Annotated in this window: 20 protein-coding genes; 9 read left to right on the forward strand and 11 right to left on the reverse strand. The window is 35.2% G+C overall.

The features are described from left to right. Positions 1–6 precede the first annotated feature (6 nt). Positions 7–2,844 (reverse strand): YhgE/Pip domain-containing protein, encoded by a 2,838-nt coding sequence (locus CD041_RS09535; protein WP_037544332.1) that lies wholly within the window; start codon positions 2,842–2,844, stop codon positions 7–9. 308 nt (positions 2,845–3,152) lie between these two features. Here CD041_RS09535 and CD041_RS09540 point away from each other — a divergent pair, with 308 nt between their 5' ends. Then, positions 3,153–5,159 carry an amidase domain-containing protein gene (locus tag CD041_RS09540; protein WP_070647751.1) on the forward strand — a complete coding sequence of 669 codons (2,007 nt, stop codon included), beginning with the start codon at positions 3,153–3,155 and terminating at the stop codon, positions 5,157–5,159. A gap of 505 nt (positions 5,160–5,664) precedes the next feature. On the opposite strand, the gene CD041_RS09545 is transcribed toward CD041_RS09540, so the two are convergent. Beyond that, positions 5,665–7,644: a GA module-containing protein gene (locus CD041_RS09545; RefSeq protein ID WP_080606672.1), complete on the reverse strand. Its 1,980-nt coding sequence runs from the start codon at positions 7,642–7,644 to the stop codon at positions 5,665–5,667. A gap of 287 nt (positions 7,645–7,931) precedes the next feature. Here CD041_RS09545 and CD041_RS09550 point away from each other — a divergent pair, with 287 nt between their 5' ends. The 3 genes from CD041_RS09550 (at position 7,932) to CD041_RS09560 (ending at position 9,714) form a co-directional block, all read left to right on the forward strand. Further along, positions 7,932–8,111 (forward strand): hypothetical protein, encoded by a 180-nt coding sequence (locus CD041_RS09550; protein ID WP_080513636.1) that lies wholly within the window; start codon positions 7,932–7,934, stop codon positions 8,109–8,111. 178 nt (positions 8,112–8,289) lie between these two features. Next, entirely contained in the window at positions 8,290–9,342 is a 1,053-nt protein-coding gene (locus CD041_RS09555; protein ID WP_002478987.1) for an LLM class flavin-dependent oxidoreductase, read from the forward strand. A gap of 12 nt (positions 9,343–9,354) precedes the next feature. Continuing rightward, positions 9,355–9,714 (forward strand): hypothetical protein, encoded by a 360-nt coding sequence (locus CD041_RS09560; RefSeq protein WP_002460655.1) that lies wholly within the window; start codon positions 9,355–9,357, stop codon positions 9,712–9,714. Positions 9,715–9,900: 186 nt separating this feature from the next. Here the strand turns inward: CD041_RS09560 and CD041_RS09565 are convergent, their stop codons facing one another. Then, the gene (locus CD041_RS09565; RefSeq protein ID WP_070647748.1) at positions 9,901–10,743 is read right to left on the reverse strand and encodes an SDR family oxidoreductase; all 843 of its coding nucleotides are present in this window, start codon (positions 10,741–10,743) and stop codon (positions 9,901–9,903) included. 1,170 nt (positions 10,744–11,913) lie between these two features. After that, positions 11,914–12,285 (reverse strand): hypothetical protein, encoded by a 372-nt coding sequence (locus CD041_RS09570; protein WP_070647747.1) that lies wholly within the window; start codon positions 12,283–12,285, stop codon positions 11,914–11,916. A gap of 644 nt (positions 12,286–12,929) precedes the next feature. Here CD041_RS09570 and CD041_RS09575 point away from each other — a divergent pair. From CD041_RS09575 to CD041_RS09590, 4 genes are read left to right on the forward strand one after another with little or no spacing between them, the layout of a single operon-like run. Further along, positions 12,930–13,133 (forward strand): helix-turn-helix transcriptional regulator, encoded by a 204-nt coding sequence (locus CD041_RS09575; protein ID WP_002460658.1) that lies wholly within the window; start codon positions 12,930–12,932, stop codon positions 13,131–13,133. Then, the gene (locus tag CD041_RS09580; protein ID WP_002460660.1) at positions 13,130–13,846 is read left to right on the forward strand and encodes a DUF3169 family protein; all 717 of its coding nucleotides are present in this window, start codon (positions 13,130–13,132) and stop codon (positions 13,844–13,846) included. The genes CD041_RS09575 and CD041_RS09580 overlap by 4 nt, the downstream gene beginning before the upstream one ends. A 58-nt stretch (positions 13,847–13,904) precedes the next feature. Continuing rightward, a complete protein-coding gene (locus CD041_RS09585; RefSeq protein ID WP_070647746.1) occupies positions 13,905–14,747 on the forward strand; it encodes an ABC transporter ATP-binding protein in 843 nt (280 codons plus the stop codon). Then, positions 14,747–15,382 carry an ABC-2 transporter permease gene (locus CD041_RS09590; protein ID WP_080606671.1) on the forward strand — a complete coding sequence of 212 codons (636 nt, stop codon included), beginning with the start codon at positions 14,747–14,749 and terminating at the stop codon, positions 15,380–15,382. Before CD041_RS09585 ends, CD041_RS09590 begins: the two co-directional genes overlap by 1 nt. Before the next feature lie 89 nt (positions 15,383–15,471). Here CD041_RS09590 and rbsK read toward each other — a convergent pair whose 3' ends face one another. The 4 genes from rbsK to CD041_RS09610 all read right to left on the reverse strand — a co-directional run bounded on the left by rbsK (position 15,472) and on the right by CD041_RS09610 (position 18,590). Further along, complete coding sequence (gene rbsK / locus CD041_RS09595) at positions 15,472–16,356, reverse strand: ribokinase (protein WP_062078216.1); 885 nt, start codon at positions 16,354–16,356, stop codon at positions 15,472–15,474. A gap of 122 nt (positions 16,357–16,478) precedes the next feature. Continuing rightward, a complete protein-coding gene (locus CD041_RS09600) occupies positions 16,479–16,883 on the reverse strand; it encodes an SRPBCC domain-containing protein (RefSeq protein WP_070647744.1) in 405 nt (134 codons plus the stop codon). Between the two features lie 13 nt (positions 16,884–16,896). After that, entirely contained in the window at positions 16,897–17,463 is a 567-nt protein-coding gene (locus CD041_RS09605; protein WP_002478995.1) for a VOC family protein, read from the reverse strand. Positions 17,464–17,612: 149 nt separating this feature from the next. Beyond that, a complete protein-coding gene (locus CD041_RS09610) occupies positions 17,613–18,590 on the reverse strand; it encodes an SMP-30/gluconolactonase/LRE family protein (RefSeq protein ID WP_070647743.1) in 978 nt (325 codons plus the stop codon). 230 nt (positions 18,591–18,820) lie between these two features. On the opposite strand from CD041_RS09610, the gene trhO reads away from it, so the two are divergent. Continuing rightward, positions 18,821–19,783: an oxygen-dependent tRNA uridine(34) hydroxylase TrhO gene (gene trhO / locus CD041_RS09615; RefSeq protein WP_070647742.1), complete on the forward strand. Its 963-nt coding sequence runs from the start codon at positions 18,821–18,823 to the stop codon at positions 19,781–19,783. Positions 19,784–19,844: 61 nt separating this feature from the next. Here the strand turns inward: trhO and ulaA are convergent, their stop codons facing one another. The 3 genes from ulaA to CD041_RS09630 are packed head-to-tail and all read right to left on the reverse strand — an operon-like array spanning position 19,845 to position 21,951. After that, positions 19,845–21,206, reverse strand: a complete 1,362-nt coding sequence (ulaA, locus tag CD041_RS09620) for a PTS ascorbate transporter subunit IIC (RefSeq protein ID WP_080606670.1) — start codon at positions 21,204–21,206, stop codon at positions 19,845–19,847. A gap of 14 nt (positions 21,207–21,220) precedes the next feature. After that, complete coding sequence (locus tag CD041_RS09625) at positions 21,221–21,505, reverse strand: PTS sugar transporter subunit IIB (protein ID WP_002460675.1); 285 nt, start codon at positions 21,503–21,505, stop codon at positions 21,221–21,223. Further along, the gene (locus tag CD041_RS09630) at positions 21,505–21,951 is read right to left on the reverse strand and encodes a PTS sugar transporter subunit IIA (RefSeq protein WP_002478998.1); all 447 of its coding nucleotides are present in this window, start codon (positions 21,949–21,951) and stop codon (positions 21,505–21,507) included. Before CD041_RS09630 ends, CD041_RS09625 begins: the two co-directional genes overlap by 1 nt. Between the last annotated feature and the right edge of the window lie 2 nt (positions 21,952–21,953).

Consider the following 21,953-nt stretch of genomic DNA (forward strand, 5'->3'; position numbering starts at 1 on the left):
TTATAGCTATTCTGTAACATTACTTTTATTAACTTTTTTAGTGACTTTGCGCATCATCGGATCAAGAATTGGTTTTAAACATAAACCAATCGTTAAGAAGCCGAGACCAAACAATCCTAAAATAATCAATTTTGGAATTAAAATAGCTGGTACTATACCTCCAACAGTTTCACGTAATGAATCAATCGCATACGTAAATGGTAAATAAGGCGAAATCGTTTGGAAGAATCCCGGTGCAGTCACTACAGGGAAGGTTCCTCCACCACCAGCGATTTGTAATACTAACAAAATAATGGCAATGGCTTTACCTGGATTACCAAGTAATGAGACGCATGTATAAACAATGGTATTAAAGACTAATGAAGCAAAAAGTGCTATTAATACAAATAGTATAGGTGATTCTACACTTGCTTTTAAAATAAGCAAGTCTCCTAATGTCACAATTAGTGCCTGTACCACACCTAATAATAAGAACAGTCCGGCTTTTCCTAAATAGATTTGTCGTGTTGTCAATCGACCTTTTAGAACTTGATGTTTGTTGTCTACAGACAATAAACTTACCATCAATAGTGCGCCTACCCAAATTGATAATGCCGTATAGAATGGTGTCATACCTGAACCATAATTTTTAACTGGGAAAATATCAATTTGCTTTTTAGAGATTGGATGTGCAATGACGTCAGCTTGTTTCTTCAAGTCATTCTTCAATGTATCGATCACTTTATCAACGGCATCATCTTTATCTAGCTGCCTGAAAATCTTATCCGCTTTAGTTAAATCTTTCTCAATGCCAGGCAATTTATGCTCAATAAATTGAGCCATATTTCCTAATGCTTGCTTCGCTTGTGGCTGGTTCTTATCTAACAATCCAACAAGTTGATCATATCTAGAAAATAATGCTGGAATATTATCATTTACCGTCGCTGTAGCGTTAGCAAGCCGTTGTTCTAACTGTGGTAAATCATTTCTTACAAAGTTAGCAGCTTTAGCTACATTCTGTTTGATCGTTGGGAAATAAGCTTGTGCCGTTTGCATCGCATTAATATAAGCTTGCTCGATAGCAGGTAATTCACTTTGAATACGACTTACCGTTTGTTGTCCGTTATTAAGAATATGATGCCCTGCTTCAATCACGTTCTCAATGCTTGTGAGCTTAGACTGCACAGTAGATAAGGTTTGTTGCCCCTTATTTAACACATCTGTAATGTCATTAGATATGTCGAGTAAGCGTTGATTAAGATCTTGCTTGATAAATGAACGAAACTGCTTAAGTTGCTCATTGACATTTGGTAATTGACGTAATATATCTACGGCTTGAGCTTGACCCGTACTACCATTAGATAAGGCATCAGATAATTGATTTACTGAACGCATTAAATCATTCAGTTGCTTATTTGTGTTATTAATCTTGTTGATTTGTGAGCTTAAATCGACATGTTCACTTTTTTCAAGTTCTTTTAACGTATCGATAAATTGACGATTATATTGTGTTGTAGCTTCAATACGAGATGACACATGATTTAAACTTTCTTTAAATTCATCTGGTTTATCCGATGCAATCACACCATAAGCTATATTTTTTAATGCTGCTAAATCGGATTGGTTTCCTTCAACTTGCGTATCTGCTTGTTTAGATAGTGATAATAGTGCTTCTGCTAAAGCGCTATTCATGGACTTAACATCATTGTTTGAAACAATTTGTCCAGCTTGCGGTACATCATAGCTGCTCGTGCTAACTTGCTCAACTTTATAAGGCACACCATGGCTGGATGTCTGAGTGCTTTGCTGACTTACACTGCCTTGTTGTAAACGTGAGTTAATGTTGTTATTCGCATCTTGCGCACGTCCAGCTGCTTCTTGGTAATCTCCCACACGCTGTTTTGCTATGGTTAAATAACGGTCGGCATCATTTAACCCACTTTGCGCAGTGTTCATACCTTGATTGACGAGTGAGACACCGCGGTTAATTTTAGGAAATTGTTGTGGCACGTCATTAGAAGCAACATTTAACACACGTTCAATGTTAGGCATATAGGCGTTCAAAGCTAATACGAGTTTTGCCTTTTCATTTAAAGCAGGTATGGATGCATTGACTGCATTTAACTTATCTTGTGCCGATACAATATCACCTTTGTAACGACCAAGTCCTCGAAACTTATCTGCATACTGATCTAATTGATCTTGATGATCGTTTAAATAGAGTATTTTATCACCAATTGCATTAATTTTTGGCAATGATTGTTTCGCTGCATAAACAGCATTTTTTATTTTGTTTATCGTAGGTACTTCATCTTCGATTTTTAGTCCTACTTTATTTGCTTCTGTCAACAATGCTTTAGAGACGGTTTCATCAAAGGCTTTATTTGCTTCATCAACAATTACTGTCGATCCTGTATCTGTCATTTTAGGTGCAACAGCATTGTTTTTTTGGTTTACTTTATATTCAACATTAGCCTTTTGTGGTTGTTTGCGCAATGTTCCCGTTATTTCATGTGAAAATTCTTTAGGTATGTATATGCCTGCAGTGTATTTCCCCATTTTGATTTCATGGTCTGCTTTCGCTCTGCTAACAAATTGCCAATCAAACTTTCCATTTTTCTTAAGCTTGTTAACAATTGAATTACCTACATTGATTTCTTTATTTCGAACTTTGTCTCCCTGATCTTCATTCACAACGGCTACTTTAATATGATCCGTCTTACTATATGGATCCCACATGGCCCATAAATTGAACCAGGCATAAAAAGACGGCAAAATTGCTAAACCTGCTATGATAATCCAAACTGCTGGCGTTTTCGCAATTCGTTTTAAATCAAATCGAAATAATTTCAGTGCGTTTTTCATTGTCACACTCCCTATAAAAAATACTGTCCTACGCACATAAGCTACTCATTTATGTTACATTAGATTATTTTAAACTGATAGTATAAATATATTGTTATTTATCTAGTCCTTGGACTGTTTTTTTCTAACCAATACTAGTATAATAATTTTTATTACAAGGTTTAATCATTGGTTGATAGATATCAACAAAAACAAATCTAAACTAAATTATATCAAATACATGCCAGTGTGACAAAGTAAATCTAATGTCAGTCACATGATCATTTTACCGTATTACAGAAATTAATTTCCAAGGAGTTCTTCTAAAGATGTCAAAGCAAAAAATATTCATTTACTTATTATCAACAACACTTATCGTACCTACATTTACATCCGATATCGCACATGCGACTGAATTGACAAACCAAAGCCATAATGAAAGTAACCATGCGTCTGTAGATAAATCAGATAACGATGATACTTCTGACACTAATGATGAACAAACAACAAAGAAACAAGAGAAATCTGCTAAAACTACTAAGTTCAAACAATATACTCGAGCAAAAAAAGCTTCCCATGATGAAGATGACTTATCTATATTTAATAAGCTCTTTTCCGACGATACTTTATCTTCAAATTATTTAAATCCACGTGGTCAACAGGATTCATTGTCAGAGCTATTGACAGCAATTTTTTCATCTGATTCTGAAACAACCGAGCGTACCGCTCAAGATACGTCTGATGATATGGAACCTGCAGCTGAGCAACAAGACAAAGCATCTACAACAGACTCAACAGAACAGCATTCAACAACGACATCAGAACAAAATGACCAATCAGCTAAAGACGCGACAACAGATGATAATAAAGTCAGCGATGCGTTAGATGAATTAGATAACTTAGATGATGCTTCTAATCACGCTCAAGATACACAGCGTCGACATGATAGTGAAGCATCAAAGGATGATGACAAAGAGACGTCATCTGAGGAAAAACCACACCAAGAAGCGCCATCACATGATACCGCGCAAGATAAACAGAATGATTCAAACAAAGAGGCAACCGATTCAGCTTCAGATGCGGTTATAGATTCAATTTTGGATGAATACAGTGATAATGCAAAGAAAACACAGCAAGACTATACACAAGATAAAACATCAGATAAACATAAACAAAGTAACGCAACAACGACAACACACCAAAAATACGCGCATATCGATGTCAAGAAAGATCGTGAAACACGTCATCAAATTGACAACCCACAATTACCATCAAAAGATAGCGTGTCCCATGCTACTGTCCCAGCTCAATCATTTGAAGAAGCTACAAAACAAGCCAATACACGTGCAACAAGTCTATTTGCAACAATACCCCAAGCTTCAGACAATGCAAGTTCTACTGATGACTTAAGTGTGGTTGACAGTCAACAAACACGCACATTTATTAAGGCAATTGGTACTGATGCCCATCAATTAGGACAAGAAAATGATATCTATGCCTCTGTCATGATTGCACAAGCAATTTTAGAATCTGATTCCGGTCAGAGTACGCTTGCCAAAGCACCAAACTTTAATTTGTTCGGTATTAAAGGCGCATATAAAGGAGAATCTAGTGAATTTAATACACTAGAGGCTACGGCAAATAATCAATTATATAGTATCCAAGCTGCTTTCCGTAAATATCCGAATAAAAAAGCTTCATTAGAAGATTATGTTCAACTGATTAAAGAGGGCATTGATGGTAATGCAACGATTTATCAACCAACATGGAAAAGTGAAACATCTAGCTATCGTGACGCCACAGCGCATTTAGCTAGAACATATGCAACAGACCCAAACTATGCAACAAAGTTAAATCAACTCATCAAACATTATCATTTAACAGATTTTGATCACAAAAAACTACCAGATTTAACACATTACAATTCTAGCAATCCAGGCATGGATAACACAGGTAATGACTTTAAACCATTTATTGACACCAATTCAACAAGCCCATATCCACAAGGTCAATGTACTTGGTATGTTTATAAACGTATGCAACAATTTGACTTAGCTATTGGTGGAGATTTAGGTGACGCACATAATTGGAATAATCGTGCACAATCTGAAGGTTATCATGTTGATACCACACCTAAAACTCATAGTGCAGTGGTCTTTGAAGCTGGTCAAGCAGGTGCAAGTAGTTATTACGGACACGTGGCCTTTGTAGAACGCGTCAATGATGATGGTTCTATCGTCATTTCTGAATCTAATGTCAAAGGTTTAGGTATCATTTCATATCGCACACTCGATGCTAATACAGCGGATCAATTAAGTTATATTAGTGGAAAATAATGTAAGTTATTCAATAGATAACAATAAACACCAAAATAAGACATACATCTCAAAATATATAGTCTAGGACAGAATTCCTAGGATAAGGAGCGGGACAGAATTCATTATAAATTCGTAGTACCGCTCTCTTCTTTATTTACAAGACTTCGTATTGTTGGCTCGCTATAAAATATAAGTATGACATTACAGAATATTATGGATATGTATTTTTGGTAAATGTAATAATTCTATAATTACCTGTCATTTTCACTTTGGCGTATCACTAACTTATAGTAAGTATGATTATCACCTTAAACATATGATTGCGTGTCAACATCGCTAGTACATCCATTTTTTTAATATATGCATAGCCACCTTTCCTACTATGCATGGTTGAATTATTTTTACTTAACTTCAGATTTATAATGTTACTCCATAAAAATACACCCCATTAAGTTGCATTTTAATCCAACTTTTGGGGTGTATATCATAACTGACGCTTTATTCGTCTAATTTTATGTGATTTTTATGATTTTGCATTATGCTGTTTTCGAGTTCTTGCAAGCAACAATAATCCTCCACCAATAAGTATCATGCCTATTGCTAGTACCGGCCAATAAGTTTTAAGTACCTGACCAGAGGCAGGTAATGATAGCGAGCCATTATCATCAAATAATCCGCTTAAAAAGTTGTCTTGATTATTAATATGACCTAATGATAACCCTTGTGTTGGGTTAGGAATATCGTCGATTTGATCAAGTACGCTTCGATGTCGTTGTGCATCTGCATGAAGTCGATCAAGTAAGGAAGGTCGATTTTTAATTGGCGCTAAAATATCATCTGCTTGATGTTGTGCTTGATCGAGTCTATGTTTCAATTGTAATAAATCATCTGCTTTGCCATTAAGTGCACTTTTCACTAATTGCAATACGTCTTTTTTATCTTTACTTACACGAGAAATGACATCTGCTAAAAGTCGTGCTTTTTCCTCGTTGATTTTAGTGGCTAAAATCGTTTTAATTGCTTCTTTCTGATTGGTTGACTGATCTAATATACTTTGCAAAATATCATCTGCATTGGCTTTACCATTAAGTCCAAATTCCTTTTTCAATTGTTGAACTAATGATTTATTAGATAATTTTGCATTTGTTAAACGTTGAGCCGCTTTCTTGGCTTCTTCCGGGCTTAGTTTCATGCCTAAAATGGTTTCGATAAGGTGTGATTTGTCTTTTGTTTGATCAAACATTGATGCTAATATGTCGTCACTTGATGTTAAAGCTAGTTTATCAATATGCTGCAACAATTGGTCTGCAATCTCTTTGTCTGTTTTCCCTTTAACTGACATATTTTTTAATATTTGTTGTGCCTCGTTCGGGCTAAAAATAGTTGTAACAATATCTTTAACTACAGCTTCTTTATCTTCTGCCTGAGCTAAATCATTTTGTATGATTTGGCGATTAGCAGTAGTCTTGTTTGCTGCACGCTCAATATCAGTTATGATTTGTTTTTTCTTATCTTGAGCAATATCAACTCTGTTAGCGACATTTTCTTTCAATGTCGCTAATTGATTAAGTCGTTTATCAGCATAATCTTTATTGTTATGATGATTATCATTTTGAACTTTAGTAACAGCAGCTTCAATTTTTTCCGTTGGTGTTAACTGTTTGTCTAATTTTTCCATCAGATGAGTGCTGTTTGTATCTTGTTTAGATGCAGCTGAATCTATTGCTTTATCAGCCCGTGTTGAATGATTCGCATCACGATGTTGTGGCTTCAATTGATCCTCATTCTTTTCGTGTGATTTTACTGTTGGAGTTTGCTGTTGATTACTTTTTGTTTCTTTATTATTTGGCTCGGTTTGTTCCTTGTCATCTTTAGTTACAGCACTATCAGCTTGTTTAACATGATCTTTAATATGCGCTAAATCAGCTAGCACTGTTGTTGATTTTTGGTCATTTTGACGTTCTTTATCTTGCACCTTTGATGCATCGTACTGTTCGTTGTCTTTAGTTCCACGTTGTGCCTCAGACGCTTTTGGTGTATCGGTAATATCCTTATCAACAACTGCATTTAAATCAGCTAAAATTTTATCTAACTCAGCAGTAATATCTGTCGTTGTAGTTGATTGTGCTGAATGCTTTGTATCTTGTGACGAAGTGTTATCCGCTTCGCTACTGTCCTCACGCGCTTGATTTTCATCTGTTGCATCAGCGACAATTTGTTTAATTTCTTGACGTGAAGTAGCCTCATCTAGCTGTTTCTCAAATTGTTTACGAACGCTATCGTTTAATGCATTTAATTCATTTATATCTTGTTTAGCATCACTAATCCACTGTGATATTTTATGATGATTTTCATCTATACTTTGATTTTCTGCGGTTTCAGCGTGAACATTCTCTATTGAACTATAATTCACAAACACACTACTTATAAGCAATGCAGAACATGATAGTTTAATATAGGTGCCGAATGGTTGTCTTCCTTGTGATGATTTGAATAACCTCATTTATGTCACCCTTTTTCTAATATTCCTTGACAATTTATAACTATTTATAGCTATGTTATACACGATTGGTTGATAATTATCAACTTTATTTTACACACGAGTCACTCTTTTTTGCAACAGATGCACTTATTACACAAATTCTATCATTTCATAATTTTAGTTAATTAAATTTTACAAATTTACAAACACTTCATATTCACGCATTTTTTATGTGCTTTTAGGGAATATGTATATTGCTTAAAATTAGTACCTCAAGCATTCCATAGTCTTTGATAAGGGGGCTTTCTATGTTTATTATCTCTTTATTGTTAATCGTTATCGGTATAACGCTAATGATATTAAGTTGGCTAATTTCGCATCGAACAACATCGGTAGACTTAAGAGAAAAGCTTTATTTACCTGGCTTATGTGTTTGTCTTATCGGTTGCTTGTGTCTTATTGGATTCTTGATTAATCACTCTTTTTAACAAGGTAAAGTGATCAGTTACATACATAAAGATAGGAACATATACTGCTAATACAGAGTATTTAATGTTTCTATTTTTATAGTTTAAATAAAAAAGATACCGGAAACATTGTTATTGACACTTTAATGAAATAAGCATAAAATATAAGTATAGTTTTTATACCTAGGTGGTGTTCATATTGAAAGTAGAATTAGGTTTAACATCATTTGCTGATAACAGTGACATCTATATGCCAGATGGTAAACAGGAAAAAATCAGCAATGCCCAACGCATACGTAATATTGTAGAAGAAATAAAGTTAGCTGATCAATTAGGTTTAGATATCTATGGATTAGGGGAACACCATAGAGAGGATTACGCCGTTTCAGATCCAGTAACGGTGTTAGCCGCTGCTGCTGCTACCACATCACATATTCGCTTATCATCAGCAGTAACCGTCCTTTCATCTGATGACCCTGTACGTGTTTATGAACGTTTTTCAACATTAGATGCTGTATCAAATGGACGTGCTGAAATCATGATTGGCCGAGGTTCATTTATTGAATCCTTTCCGCTGTTTGGTTATAACCTTAATGATTATGAGGATCTTTTTAATGAAAAGTTGCAATTATTGTTAAAAATTAACCAGCAACCCGTGATTAGCTGGGAAGGAACTTTACGTCCCAGCATTGATGAAACAGGTATTTATCCGCGTGCTGAACATGGACCAATACCAATTTCTATCGCGACTGGTGGCACACCTGAATCATCATTGCGTGCTGGTGCATTCGGCTTACCTATTACGTATGCCATCATTGGAGGTAATCCACGTCGTTTCAAACGACATATTGAAATTTATAAATCTGTGGCACGTTCATACGGACACAATCCTGAGAAATTACCTATTGCTGTACATTCTTGGGGCTATATTGCTGAAACAGATGAAGATGCTAGAAGAGAATTTTTCCCATCTTTAAAAGCACATCAAGATGTATTAGGACAAGAACGCGGTTGGCCCGAGTTTGATGAGAATGCATTCGAAAGAGAAATCGGGCCACAAGGTGCCATTTATCTTGGAAGCCCTGAAACCGTAGCACAAAAAATAATTGAGACGATTGAAACATTAGGTTTATCACGCTTTATGATCCACACACCCGTAGGCTCTATGCCACATGAAAACACAATGAAGTCTATTCGTTTATTTGGCGAACGTGTCAAACCTATTGTAGATAAATATTTTGAAGATAAGTAGGAGGAATTTTAAATGATATTAAGATACGTCACAAATGTTAAAATTGCGAAAGAATTATTTGAGGCTTCAAAGCCAAAATTAAAAGGTGATCAAGAAATGAAAGATACATTCAGTAATGTCTTTGGTCTTGATGAAAAACTTGTCCCATTAGTAGGTGGATTAGAAGCTGCTAGTGCAACATTATTTTCTGTAAGTTTTTTAAACAAAAACATTTCACGCCTTGCTTCTTTAACAACTATTGGCGTGTTAGGTGTAGCCGCTTATAAACACTTTGAAGCAGGCCACGGTAAAGCAGGCGCACAACATGCTTTAGATTTATTGGGACTTGCAACTTTAAGTCTCTTAGATACTTTTGACGGTAAACGTCGTTAAACATAGTTCAAATAGTTAGAAAAATGAAGCGAGTCTGGGACATCATTATGTTCTAGGCTATAAACTAAATATTGGCAGTAGTTGACTGGATTGAAAATACGCTGATACCAAGCTTTATCAATCCTAGTCAACCTTACCGCGGGCGGGACTACGAATTCATAATGAATGCTGTCCCGTTATTATTTTTTAAGACTGTGATAAAAATTGTGCAAATGTCTGTGGTGTGTCATTCACAAGCTTTTGATAATCATCAGCATGTTGATCTAATAAGCCTCTAGCAGCTGCATCATACATTGAAGCTAATAACGCTCCAAAACCTTTTGGTTCATCATACATAGAAGCAAACGTATCTAACGAGACAGGCGCATAGTTGATTGTACTACCAGCTGCTTCTGAAAGTATTGTGGCTAGTTCTGGCATACTATAACTATGCCCTGATAATAAATACCGTCCACCCCATGCCTCTGGTTGTTGCAAGATAGCAATCACACCTTTAGCTATATCGTGACGCGAAATATAATTAATACGGCCATCACCCACTGGATAAATAAGCTTTTTCATTTTTACTAATTCAGCTAAGTACGGTTTCAATGGGTCCATATACATCGCCATGCGAATATACGTGTAGTTAAGACGGCTAGAAGCTAGTAAGCGTTCTGCATAGGCAAAATATGGACTCATATGGAATGGATTATTGTGCTGATCTGCATAAAAACCAATATAAAATATCTGTTTCACTTGTGCCTTTTGTGCTGCTTGCACTAAGTTTTCAACTTCTGGCAATCGTTTAAATGACGGATGAATAATACTTGGAATGAAGATAACTAAATCTATGTGTTCAAACGCTTGTGTCATACTTTCTACATCAAAATAATCTAATTGACGAATTGACACATTGTCCTTCCAGTGAGTTGGTACTTTCTCTAAATTTCTAACACCTATATTAAAATCTTTGATACGTGCTTTTATTGCTAATTCAGTAATATGAGTCCCTAAATGTCCCGTTGCTCCAGTAAGTAAGATTTTCATCTGATATGCCCCTTTTTTCAAAATTTATGAACTACACTTGCGAATCTTTTATAATATTAAAATCATAGTTATGGTCCTAGTTTACCTTTGTATAAGCTTATAATTCAATTTATAAATCATGATGTAATTGTTATTTATATCCAAATATATTAGCAACATTTTGTTTTGGATGTGACAAAATTGTAAGTCAATTGAGAGCTCATATTAAGGAGACTTTATTCCAGCTGTGGTAATTTAGTAACATACACAAAGAAGTAACGATTCCGTTTTAAGTCATAAATAATTACTATTATTTCTTTGCTGTATAGCTTGATTGAAGGACGCCTATTCTAAAGCCAGTAACGAATGTGCATGATAATATGTCGTTCTTGTTTCCATTAACATGTCTAGTCTGCTATTTCCACCTATGAGAAATCTCAACCGTCACTTTACATTTTTTGGTTTTCAAATACTTCCATAGAATCACTTATTAATAACAGTTCACTTACTTCACATTAATTTACTATCAACACCACTGATGTTGCATATTTCACAACACGAATGATTAAACTCAGCATCTATTTGGAAGATAACGACAAACATTGAATTGACAGCTTAATTTAGTTAAAATTTAACAGCTATGAATTATGAAAATAATTCGAGATATCTACATTAATACAACTATAACTTAACTTTAAGTATATCTATTCCGCATGATAGATAATTAGTGAAAAACATCTAAGCATCAACACCTTAAGCTGTCATTCATCCTTTCTAAACGTCATATTCGTATGTCTGACATCATGACTATTTTATGACTTAAATTTAGTAATGATTCACACAAACATCAAAGACGCGCAACTTATTTGAAGTTGTATCGCATGATATTTTGTTCCATATCCATAAGTAAACTGAGCAAAATTTGTTTATATGGAAAAGTATTTCACCTCTTAAACAATACACTTCATCTAAGGTAAGTACATTCTCATGGCTTTATAATAGGCTAATTTCATCAAAAAAAGAGGAGAGACATCGCTAAATGTCTCAACCTCATAACTAACACATTTACTGTTGTTGGCTTGCTAAAAATCTCTTTGTTTATATAACCTAGTATGTGATTTGTTGATATAATACAACAAGCACGCAGCTGGGTTCCCTACACAAGTACCTCGTCAGCTTTCCCTAATTTAGCTAACGGGGTACTTTTATGGTCATAAATAGCTTTACTGCACGCATAATGTTAATTACAAATAAGATTCCCAGGAGAATAAATAGTATAAATGCTATAACGGGAACTATTACCTGTATAATCTCTATGTATTCTGGCACTACCATTGCAGAAACAAAAAGAAACGCACCAGAACCTGGAATTCCAAATACGCATAGTAAGCATGCAATATGATTAAAAAAAGCATATTTTGCATGATATTTGATCGTGTCTTCCATCATAATCCACATCACAACGGGTAAAATAACTGGTGCGAAGAAGATGCTTAAATATGCAATTGCAGATAATATATTATCATTTTTACTACCTATTTGATGAGGTTTTATCGTAACCATGTGTGTTCTCCTTCTCAATATGATTTTAGTCAATAACAACACGCTTTTCTTCTTAAATGATCGTTTTAATAAACTGTATCATTTCGCTTACATATTGTCCTCTTATTTTAACATTATACTAAATCTTTCACTAAAAAAGCCAAGATAACTTATATTGCACATTTTGCCAATAATAAAATTATATTATACAAAATTTTGTGTATCTATAAATAACTGTCAAGATTTATCTTTTATTATCTACAAATAACACTAAACTCATATTCTTTTCTATTACAGTCAATATTAACATTTATTATCATTTTATGTTATGTTGAGCTTAAAGGTTGGTGAAATAGTGACTTCTACTGAAAATCGATTATATAAAAATGAAAATCAATGCAATAAACGCAAACATCGCAAAAGTTTCAAGTCATTGATTGACGCAGTGTTACTGTATATACCAGAAATTTTCGGTTTATGCTTTCGCTCAATTAAATGGTTAATGTCACGATTATAACGCCATTTTAGGCTTCAAGTTGTCTAACAACAGATATCTCGGAGTCTATTTTTTAATAATTAAAAGACAAATATTTATGTCATTTTGACTAATATACTTGTCAAAATGACAAAGATGTTGTATTGTGACATTAAGGAGTTGATGTCTATTGCGCAATCGCCTGAAAGAACTGCGTGCTCGAGATGGTTATAATCAAACGCAACTTGCAAAGAAAGCAGGGATTTCTAGACAAACCGTTTCTTTAATAGAACGTAATGATTTTACACCATCTATCTTGACCGCTATGAAAATCGCACGGATTTTTGGAGAATCTGTAGAAGATGTCTTCATCATTGAGGAGGAAGATTTATGAAAGTAGGCCGTTATATATTCTTTATAATCATTGGTGGTATCATCGGTGGCTTAATTGGTAGCAATATAGAACGTGTTGGCACGTTTATTGCTTCAACAAATTTCTCTGGTAGTCGCCTGAACCTTATTATATGCGTAAGTACTTCGTTACTTATTTTGGCATTAATGCTATATCAATGGTATGTACAACAACGTTCATTAAAGTATAAATATATGATTTCAAATGTTGATGACGGCAGTGATATAGATCATTATGAGAAGCAAGCAACTTTAGACTATAACAAAGTACACATTATAGCTCATTTACAATTGGCCATTGGTTTTATAGCTATCTTTTTTATTGCTCTAGGCAATGCAGCTCCTAATGAATTTTTTTATGCTCTTATCCCATATTTATTAACTTTAATCCCCTCATTGATGTTAGGCTTCTATTCACGTCGTTTTGATGCTCGACTACCTAAAATAGCCGAAAAACATTACACAGAGAAAGCTTTAGCTTTATTAGATGATGGTGAGCGTCATATTGTATTAATCTCTATGTATAAAAATTATCAAGTAAATCTTGTCCTACTGATAATGGCCATTGTCTTCATCGGTATTTTCTCCATCTATACTGGTTTAAACCAGACACCTGGCTTATTAGCACTCATTGTTATTTTTATTTATAACAGCTTAGGCTATTTAATAAAATTACGACAGTTTTATAAAGCATAAAATAATAGTGTATGACGCTCATTATTAAACATAAAATAGAAAAAGGGAGTGTGTATTAATGACACAGTTGTTAGAAGTTAGCAATCTTAATAAATCATATACCAAGTCTGACTTTAATCTTAGCGATATTTCGTTGTCGATTGCATCAGGTGAAGTATTGGGGCTGATTGGTAAAAATGGCAGTGGTAAATCCACGTTAATTAATACTTTGGTTGGCAATCGTTTTAAAGACTCTGGTGACATTAAATTTTTTGGACAATCTGTTACTGCAAGGAACAACCAATATAAAGAACACATCGGTGTAGTCTTTGATGATTTAAGGGTCCCAAACAAATTGACTTTAACTGACATAGACAAAGTTTTCACAAATATTTATACGACTTGGGATAGCAATAAATTTAAATCGACGCTAAAAGACTTTGATTTACCTACATCAAATGCGATTAAATCTTTCTCTCGCGGTATGCGCATGAAAGCAGCGATCGCCATTGCCTTAGCACATGATAGTCAACTGCTCATCCTGGATGAAGCAACTGCTGGCATGGACGTGTCAGGTCGTGAAGAAGTCATGGAAATCTTACAAGACTACGTTGCTAAAGACTATGGCATTATGATTTCTTCGCATATTTCAGAAGATATTGAAACACTAGCCACAAAGCTTGTATTTATGCGAGACGGGAAAATTGTCTTACATGTAGATAAATCGCATTTACTCTCACATTATGGCATTGTTAATGTGCCGTTAGCAGAATTCAATGTATCCAATGATTATATCATTGCTTCTAGAAAGCGTAACGATCGCATAGAAGCGTTGATTCATGACAGAAACCTAGTTCCTGAAGCTGAACCATTAAAATCAATCGATGATGCCACAAAAATCATTATGAGAGGTGATAAATAATGAAGGGTTTATTATTAAGCAGTTATTATACATCGAAAAAATCATTATTCACATATCTCATCGTTGCTTTGGCCTCAGCTATTATGTTTAGTTTTTTCAATCCAATCATGACATGCTTTTTAGCTATGATTTTCCTTATTTCACCGGTCACTGATAATATTAAACATGAAAAAGATTCACGCTGGATGTACTATGTTTCGACTTTACCTACAGGTCGAGCAACTTATGTTAAAAGTTATTTTGTCTACTATGGAATACTTATCCTGATTGGCCTAATTATGGGTGCTGGCGCATGTTTCATTGTGACGCAAAATATCAATTTAACGCTTATTTCGATACTCGTTGGGATAGGTGGCTCAGGTACATATGCCATTATGTTCCCTTTAACCTTTAAATTTGGACCGGAAAATTCCAATGTCATTATGATTTCAACATCATTCATCGTTATTGGCTTATTTTTCTTCGTGTTCTTTGGATTTGTTATGCCATCGCTAAGTGATAACGGATCATTTGATAGTGTGCTTAGCAATCTAACAACTCTATGGGTGCTTATTATATACGGTATAATAGGATGCGCTCTATTAATCCTTTCTTATATTGCATCATTGCAAATATTTAAACGCCAAGAACTATAACCTTAAATTCTTATATTTAACACAAATGAGCTAGAAATCTACTTTTATTCCACAGATTTCTAGCTCATTTTTAAAATTGCGTAGTATCACTACTTAACATCAAATTCATCTACGAGATCATTAAAATATGGCATACCACCTTGGGCACCCATACCGGTTACAGCATGGCTTGCTGCTAAATTAGCAAATGTAAGTGCTTGGTCTATATCATATCCTTTTTGTAATCCAGCAGCAAACGCGCCGTTAAATGTATCTCCTGCCCCTGTTGTATCTACAACTTGACGCTCAAAACCTGGTATCATCACTTTTATATTACCATTATGATACACTGCCCCTTGGTGTCCGAGCGTCACAATCAATTTGTTAGGAAATTGTTCAAGAGCAGCATCAATATTAGTACCAAACATAGCTGCGCTCTCTGTTTCATTCGGTGTTAAATAGGTTGCTTGGTCAATAACTTCTGCAGTCAAATCTCTATACGGCGCTGGATTTAAAATCGTAATAATATCATGTTCTGCACAATATGTAATGACTTCACTGACAGTATCTTCTGGTATTTCTTGTTGCAGCAGCACAATGTCTCCAGCTTTTATATGCTTTAAAGCCGTGGATACATAGCTTGAAGTCACTTCATTATTCGCTGAGGGTACTACGATAATACTATTATCATTATCACAAAGTGTAATATGTGCCGTTCCTGATGCCGAATCAGCAACAGGCTTTACATAATCTACTCGCACCTTATTGCGCTGTAAATTCTCATAAATCTCTTCTCCTAATTGGTCATCTCCAATACGTCCCACCATATAAACTTGCTCACCCAGACGTGCAGCAGCTACCGCTTGATTAGCTCCTTTACCACCTGGTGTAGTGAAAAAAGACGCTCCTAATATCGTTTCACCTTTTTGTGGTACTCGTTTAGTTGAAACAACTAAATCCATAGACATACTGCCTACAACATAAATACGCTTCATCTATGTTTCCTCCCTGTTGTCTTATTATGATTTAAAACCAAATATCTTTTTAAAATTAAACCAATATACACACAGCCATTTACTTTGTTAATCAGTAAAAACTCACGTAAAAAAGCAGGTACTCAACGCAACCCACCCCGTATAATTGCGTTGAATTCGAGATAAGATTTTAAACAAGTTAGCATGTATACCCAACCTTCAGTTTTGTCTAACATCATCTGGACATCTTGTTCATGGTAAGGATACTCGCGAACACTGACAATTGTCCCTTCTGCACTTGATTCAAAACATATCTCGCCTTGATATGTTCCCCATTGGAATTTGATTTGTTCATTAGGTATTGTTTCTTTTATAAAAATTTCCGTAGTAGCATCATATTCTTTGTATTGTAACTGAATCGTTTTCCCCGTTTCCCAACGTTCTGAGCTTGATGAAAACCAAAATCTTCCAATTTTCGCTGGGTCAACAAAGGCCTCATATGCTTTATCTGGTTCAACATTAATTTGCATCTTTGCATTTAATTCCATGTCAACGATCCTCCTATGGTGTTGTATCATCTTTCTGGTTCAAATCTATAGGTTCAGGCGTAAACAATGTTGCTTCGCTATCTTTAGGATAGTAAAATCCTTGAGGAACTGTTTGCAATTCTAATAAACTTCCCCATGGCGTTTGAATATATACAGTTTGATTTCCTGGTGTATCCTCATAGCGCGTATTCGCATGTGGCTCTGACAAAGGAATGCCACCTGCTTTCTTTACTTTTTCTAAAGCTGCAGGAAAGTCGTCTACATAAAATGAAATATGCGTATAACCCATATCTTGTAATGTAATCGCCGATGCTTGCGATGCATCTTTAAATTCAAACATTTCAATGTTAGGACCGTGACCAAAGACCATCATACGTTTTTTTATAATCTTAGCTCCCTTTTCAATACCTAATACACGTTCAACAAATTGTCCTGCACGTGGTTCATCTGTTAATTTTTGACTATCATAAGCGATTTTACCATCTAATGCCGTTTGAAAAAATGTCGTCGCTTGTTCTATATCGGGTACGGTTAAGCCAATATGATTAATTCCTCTTGTTACAGCCATGATTTTATTCATCTCTCTTTATCTCATTTTCATTTACTTTACCTATTTACCCTAATCATCATCACTGCTATCACAGTCTTATCTTCTTGCAGCTATTGACAACAGAAATTTGATGCTACCATCTATTCCTGCTTATGTTTAAAACGTACCTGCTGTTTAATTTATTGAAATTGGTAACTGTTATGCGCTTTGGCAAATCCATTCACTGTGTAAATCATCGAACCGCCTTCTGAGTTGTTTTCAATATCATTTGTACAAATGAGTAATTGATTTGTCCCTGGAATAAATTGAGGGTGCGTGGAACGCAGCATTTTCCCTTCATCACGACCGGGCATTAGAATTTGACCAATTGGATAGCCACGGCGATTAAACACAAGTACACGACCTTGGCCATACATGGCTACATATAAATTATCGTCACTGTCAATGCAACATGAATCCGGTCCTTCATGCCCAGTAAAATAGTATGGAATTGTCGCGCCAAACGATGCAATCGTCACACCATCATCTTCAAGCTGTATACGATGCAATCGATTTGTTGTAGTTTCTGTCACCCATAAAATTTTCTCATCCGTACTTAATGCAATTCCATTGGCTACTGAAATATTTTGAATGACAGGTGTGACGGTTTGAAAATCAGGTGAAACATAATAAACACCACCTTGTGGCTGTGTAGAGTATCCTCTAAAATCTGTAAAATAGAATCCACCTTTACTATCGAAAACCATATCATCTATACAATAATCATTACCAATATCCGAAATAATATCTTCAAAGTGTTGACCGTGTGCATCCGTCGCAAAGATGCCACCTGTTGTCTTAAAGTCCCCTAAATAACACGTGAACAAACGGCCATCCTTATGAATTTTTACTGCTGCGGGATTAACTTTAGGCGCTTGAAAAGCCGTACTTAATTTTTTCTTGGCAACATCAACTTTAAATACTCGCCCACCAAAAACTTCACACAAATATAAATCACCTTGCTGATCAAAAATCAAACCTTCTAACTGTAAGCCATCATCCGAAACTTTTAACCAAGGTTCCGCCGTTACCGTTTGTAAATCAGCCTCAGAAATAATCGGTACAGCGCTTTTAGAGGCACCAATGTATTTTAATGTAGGAAGTGCTTGTTCACACATGATTTATTCTCCTTTACATCGCAATTTATAGCTCTATCATATTATATGTGACCGTTTTCATCAAAAAAATATCATTCTCCATATCCGTCTGTTGATGTATTTGCGGCTTAATCTATTGAATAATGAATCATATTTGATAAAATATAGTAATGTCTTTTTTAAGAAAATTTGATTATTGTCATTTACTACATTTAACGATATAACTTTTAGAATAAGGAGAATCACAAATTATGGATTATAATGTACTGCTATATTACAAATATACAACCATTGATGACCCTGAAACATTTGCAGCTGAGCACTTAGCATTCTGTAAAGCAAACAACTTAAAAGGTAGAATCTTAGTTTCTACTGAAGGTATTAATGGTACGTTATCAGGTACGAAAGAAGATACAGAAAACTATATGGCACATATGTATGCAGACGAACGTTTTGCAGATATGACGTTTAAAATTGATGAAGCTGAAGGGCATACTTTCAAAAAAATGCATGTGCGACCTCGTAATGAAATTGTTGCGTTAGGTTTAGAAGATGATGTAGATCCTCGTGTAACAACTGGTAAATATTACTCACCAAGCGAATTCAAAAAAGCTTTGGAAGATGATGAAACAATTATTTTGGATGCTCGTAATGATTATGAATTCGATTTAGGGCACTTCCGTGGTGCAATTCGTCCAGATATTACACGTTTCAGAGATTTACCAAATTGGATTCGTAAAAACAAAGATCAATTAGAAGGTAAAAACATCGTAACATATTGTACTGGCGGTATTCGTTGCGAAAAATTCTCTGGTTGGCTAGTCAAAGAGGGCTTTGAAAACGTAGGTCAATTACATGGTGGTATCGCAACTTACGGTAAAGACCCTGAAACAAAAGGTGCATATTGGGACGGTAAAATGTACGTCTTCGATGAACGTATCAGTGTTGATATCAATCAAATTGAAAAGACCGTTATTGGCAAAGAACATTTCGACGGTACGCCTTGCGAACGGTATATCAACTGTGCCAACCCTGAATGTAATAAACAAATTCTGGTTTCCGAGGAAAATGAAGCAAAATATCTTGGCGCTTGTTCTTATGACTGTGCTAAACATGAGCGCAATCGTTATGTTGCTAAACAAAATATTAGTGATGAAGCATGGAAACATCGTTTAGAAAATTTTAAAGATGTGCCAGAACGCGCACATGCTTAATTGCAATTCAAAAGAAGGACTCGAAAGATGCTATTTGCGTCTCGAGTCCTTCTTTTATTAATTATGATTGCTGTTGTTCATATTTCTTATCTGCTTTTCCTTTTAAGAAGATAGCGCCTGCTGCCAAAATGACTATAAAGATGACAGAACCTATAATACCTGCATACTTAACGATATTACCAAAGATAATACCTACAGCTAAGAAGTCTGTATCTGAAAATGTTGTTGTCGCTAAACCTAAGTCTCCCAAGAAAGGGATAAATAATAATGGCAAGAACGTAATTAATATACCATTCAAGGCCGCACCAGCAACAGCACCTTTAATACCGCCTCGAGCATTACCAAAGACAGCAGATGTTGCACCTAGGAAAAAGTGTGCAACAACACCTGGTAATATGACAATGCCTCCCGTGAAAAATAGAATGAACATGCCAATTACCCCGGTAATAAAACTAACAAAGAATCCTATTAGCACAGCATTTTGTGCATATGGAAAGACAATTGGACAATCCAATGCTGGTTTAGAGCTCGGTACTAGTTTTTCCGAAATACCCTTAAACGCCGGAACAATTTCAGCTAAAATTAAACGTACCCCTGTTAAGATAATAAAAACACCTGCCGCAAAGGTCACACCTTGAATAACTGAAAAGACTATAAAGTTTTGTCCTTGGCTAATATGATCATGCACATAACCTACACCGGCAAATAGACAAGCAATCAAGTATAGCAGTGCCATGGTAATAGAAATACTAATTGTACTTTCTCGTAAAAAACTTAATCCTTTAGGAAATTTAATTTCTTCCGTAGATTTAGATTTCCCTTTAAATAGTTTACCAACCTCACCCGCTACCCAGTAACTGATTGTTCCAAAATGACCTAATGCAACTTGATCATTTCCAGTTATTTTACGCATAGTAGGTTGTGCTAACGTTGGTAATATGGACATTAATAAGCCTAGTAACACAGCACCAATTGTTACAGTTAAATAACCTTTAATATGACCGACTGTCAATAAAATGGCTAAAAAGGCAGCCATATAAAAGGTATGATGTCCTGTTAAGAAAATATATTTTAAATTTGATATGCGTGCAATCACAATATTAATTAACATACCAAATACCATGATTAACGCAGCTGTTGTCCCATAGTCCTTTAATGCTAATGAAATAATTGCTTCGTTGTTTGGCACGACACCTTGAACACCAAATGCATGTTGGAATATTTTTCCAAAAGGTTCTAATGAATTAGACACAACGCCTGCACCGGCACTTAAAATAAGAAAGCCTAACATTGTTTTAATGGTACCTGTTGTAATCGCTGTGGCTGATTTTTTCTGTACTAACAAACCAATTAACGCAATCAATGCAACTAGAATCGCAGGTTGACTTAAAATATCAACAATAAAATCTAATATGGCATGCATGTGCGTCGCCTCCTTTAAATCATATTTAATGCTTGTAATTTTTGTTGTAATTTTTGTTGCAATTCTTCTTTATCTAAAATATTATCTAGCACTAAGACGTCTCCCAAGCGCTGTGCATTTTCTGCTAAATCGCGTCCACAAATAAATAAATCTGCCATTTCGGGACTTGCAGTCATAATATCACTATGCTCTACTTCGATATCTGCTGGTGCAGCTAAATTTTTCAGTGCTTCTTGTGCATTCATTTCTACCATAAAACTACTACCTAAACCATGTCCGCATACGACTAAAATTTTCATTATTCATCCGTCTCCTTTAATAAATTTAAAATTTCTGCTTTGTCTTGAGTTGCTAATAATTGTTGAACTGTATCTTTATCACCTAACACGCTGGCCAAATCTTGTAATACTGTAAGATGTGACTGCCCATCTACTGCGCTAAGCACAAACACTAATGATGCATAATGTCCTTCCTCCGAAAAGTTAACATGTTCCTTTAATTTAAGTAAGCTTAACCCTACCTCATTCACGTCACCATTTGGTCTAGCATGGGCGATGGCTATTTCGGGCGCAATGACAATATATGGTCCAAATTCATTGACACTATTAATCATGGCATCTACATAACCTTCATTGATAACATTTGCATTTATGAGTGGCTGTGCCGCTTCATGAATGGCAGTTGACCAGTCTGTGGTAGATGTTTTGACTACTACTTTATCTTCTGTCAATAAATCTAATGTCACCT

The organism is Staphylococcus lugdunensis (assembly GCF_002901705.1).
In the GTDB taxonomy this organism is placed as follows: Bacteria; Bacillota; Bacilli; order Staphylococcales; family Staphylococcaceae; genus Staphylococcus; species Staphylococcus lugdunensis.

What these genes read in the sequence shown, in the direction of transcription:
- CD041_RS09610 (WP_070647743.1), bottom strand. Translation starts at nt 18,590, where the DNA reads ATGTGTGAACAAGCACTTCCTACATTAAAATACATTGGTGCCTCTAAA.
- CD041_RS09605 (WP_002478995.1), bottom strand. Translation starts at nt 17,463, where the DNA reads ATGAATAAAATCATGGCTGTAACAAGAGGAATTAATCATATTGGCTTA.
- CD041_RS09560 (WP_002460655.1), top strand. Translation starts at nt 9,355, where the DNA reads ATGATATTAAGATACGTCACAAATGTTAAAATTGCGAAAGAATTATTT.
- CD041_RS09535 (WP_037544332.1), bottom strand. Translation starts at nt 2,844, where the DNA reads ATGAAAAACGCACTGAAATTATTTCGATTTGATTTAAAACGAATTGCG.
- rbsK (WP_062078216.1), bottom strand. Translation starts at nt 16,356, where the DNA reads ATGAAGCGTATTTATGTTGTAGGCAGTATGTCTATGGATTTAGTTGTT.
- CD041_RS09550 (WP_080513636.1), top strand. Translation starts at nt 7,932, where the DNA reads ATGTTTATTATCTCTTTATTGTTAATCGTTATCGGTATAACGCTAATG.
- CD041_RS09600 (WP_070647744.1), bottom strand. Translation starts at nt 16,883, where the DNA reads ATGGAATTAAATGCAAAGATGCAAATTAATGTTGAACCAGATAAAGCA.
- CD041_RS09565 (WP_070647748.1), bottom strand. Translation starts at nt 10,743, where the DNA reads ATGAAAATCTTACTTACTGGAGCAACGGGACATTTAGGGACTCATATT.
- CD041_RS09625 (WP_002460675.1), bottom strand. Translation starts at nt 21,505, where the DNA reads ATGAAAATTTTAGTCGTATGCGGACATGGTTTAGGTAGTAGTTTTATG.
- trhO (WP_070647742.1), top strand. Translation starts at nt 18,821, where the DNA reads ATGGATTATAATGTACTGCTATATTACAAATATACAACCATTGATGAC.
- CD041_RS09540 (WP_070647751.1), top strand. Translation starts at nt 3,153, where the DNA reads ATGTCAAAGCAAAAAATATTCATTTACTTATTATCAACAACACTTATC.
- CD041_RS09580 (WP_002460660.1), top strand. Translation starts at nt 13,130, where the DNA reads ATGAAAGTAGGCCGTTATATATTCTTTATAATCATTGGTGGTATCATC.
- CD041_RS09590 (WP_080606671.1), top strand. Translation starts at nt 14,747, where the DNA reads ATGAAGGGTTTATTATTAAGCAGTTATTATACATCGAAAAAATCATTA.
- CD041_RS09585 (WP_070647746.1), top strand. Translation starts at nt 13,905, where the DNA reads ATGACACAGTTGTTAGAAGTTAGCAATCTTAATAAATCATATACCAAG.
- ulaA (WP_080606670.1), bottom strand. Translation starts at nt 21,206, where the DNA reads ATGCATGCCATATTAGATTTTATTGTTGATATTTTAAGTCAACCTGCG.
- CD041_RS09545 (WP_080606672.1), bottom strand. Translation starts at nt 7,644, where the DNA reads ATGAGGTTATTCAAATCATCACAAGGAAGACAACCATTCGGCACCTAT.
- CD041_RS09570 (WP_070647747.1), bottom strand. Translation starts at nt 12,285, where the DNA reads ATGGTTACGATAAAACCTCATCAAATAGGTAGTAAAAATGATAATATA.